Consider the following 1,821-nt stretch of genomic DNA (forward strand, 5'->3'; position numbering starts at 1 on the left):
GTAGGAGAGCCGGCGTGAGCTTGAGGATCGTTGTCACCGTGAAGTATGTGCCGGATGCGACGGGGGACCGGCATTTCGCTGAGGATCTGACGGTGGACCGTGATGATGTGGACGGGCTGTTGTCGGAGCTGGACGAGTACGCGGTCGAGCAGGCGTTGCAGATCGCGGACGGGGCGGACGATGCGGAGATCACCGTGTTGACGGTGGGTCCGGAGGACGCGAAGGACGCGCTGCGCAAGGCGTTGTCGATGGGTGCGGACAAGGCGATCCACGTCGAGGACGATGACCTGCACGGCACGGACATCATCGGCACGTCGCTGGTGCTGGCGAAGGCGATCGAGAAGGCCGGCTTCGACCTGGTGGTCTCGGGTATGGCGTCGACGGACGGCACGGCGGGTGTGGTGCCGGCGCTGCTCGCGGAGCGGCTGGGTGTGCCGCAGGTGACGCTGCTGTCCGAGGTGTCGGTCCAGGGTGGTGTGGTGACGGGCCGCCGTGACGGTGACACGGCATCGGAGCAGGTTCAGGCCTCCTTGCCGGCGGTGGTGTCGGTGACCGACCAGTCGGGTGAGGCGCGTTACCCCTCGTTCAAGGGGATCATGGCGGCGAAGAAGAAGCCGGTCACCTCCTGGGACCTGTCCGACCTGGACATCGAGGCCGGGGAAGTGGGCCTGGAGGGTGCCTGGACGAAGGTCGACGCGGCGGCTCAGCGTCCGGCGCGCAGCGCGGGCACGATCGTCAAGGACGAGGGTGAGGGTGGCAAGCAGCTCGCCGAGTTCCTCGCGGGCCAGAAGTTCATCTGAGGTTCGCTCACCCCTCGAAGTCCCCAACTTCTTCGTATCTGCAGGAGATTGAAGTCCCATGGCTGAAGTTCTGGTCTATGTCGATCACGTGGACGGTGCCGTCCGCAAGCCCACCCTTGAACTGCTGACCCTGGCCCGCCGTCTGGGTGAGCCCGTCGCTCTCGCGGTCGGTGCCGGCGCCGCCGCCACCGCCACCGCTCTCGCCGAGCACGGCGCGGTGAAGGTCCTCACGGACGAGGCGTCCGAGTACGCCGACTACCTCGTCGTGCCGAAGGTGGATGCGCTGCAGGCCGCCTACAACGCGGTGTCCCCGGCCGCGGTGCTGGTCCCCTCCTCCGCGGAGGGCAAGGAGATCGCCGCCCGCCTCGCGGTGCGGATCGGCTCCGGTGTCATCACCGACGCCACCGACCTGACCGCTTCCGAGCAGGGCCCCGTTGCGACGCAGTCGGCGTTCGCCGCGTCCTTCACCACCACCACCCGCGTGGCCAAGGGCACCCCGGTCATCACCGTCAAGCCCAACAGTGCCCCGGTCGAGGCGGCCCCCGCGGCCGGCACGGTCCAGGCCCTCACCGTGACGTTCTCCGAGCAGGCCAAGGGCACGAAGGTCACCGCCCGCACACCGCGTGAGTCGACCGGCCGCCCGGACCTGACCGAGGCCGCGATCGTGGTCTCCGGCGGCCGTGGCGTCAACGGCGCCGAGAACTTCGCGATCATCGAAGCGCTCGCCGACTCCCTCGGCGCGGCCGTCGGCGCCTCCCGCGCCGCGGTCGACGCGGGCTGGTACCCGCACTCCAACCAGGTCGGCCAGACCGGCAAGAGTGTCTCCCCGCAGCTCTACATCGCCAACGGTATTTCCGGCGCGATCCAGCACCGGGCCGGCATGCAGACCTCCAAGACCATCGTCGCGGTCAACAAGGACGCCGAAGCCCCCATCTTCGACCTCGTCGACTACGGCGTCGTCGGCGACCTCTTCGACGTCGTCCCCCAGCTCACCGAGGAAGTCAACACCCGCAAGGGCTGA

2 protein-coding genes are annotated in these 1,821 nt (G+C 68.8%); both read left to right on the forward strand.

Annotated features, from left to right (window positions below; genetic code table 11):
- Positions 1 to 14 precede the first annotated feature (14 nt).
- Complete coding sequence (locus tag AC07EJ_RS46035) at positions 15 to 800, forward strand: electron transfer flavoprotein subunit beta/FixA family protein (RefSeq protein ID WP_389484713.1); 786 nt, start codon at positions 15 to 17, stop codon at positions 798 to 800.
- 58 nt (positions 801 to 858) lie between these two features.
- A complete protein-coding gene (locus AC07EJ_RS46040) occupies positions 859 to 1,821 on the forward strand; it encodes an electron transfer flavoprotein subunit alpha/FixB family protein (protein ID WP_389484715.1) in 963 nt (320 codons plus the stop codon).

It is taken from the genome of Streptomyces sp. NPDC045026 (genome assembly GCF_056432625.1).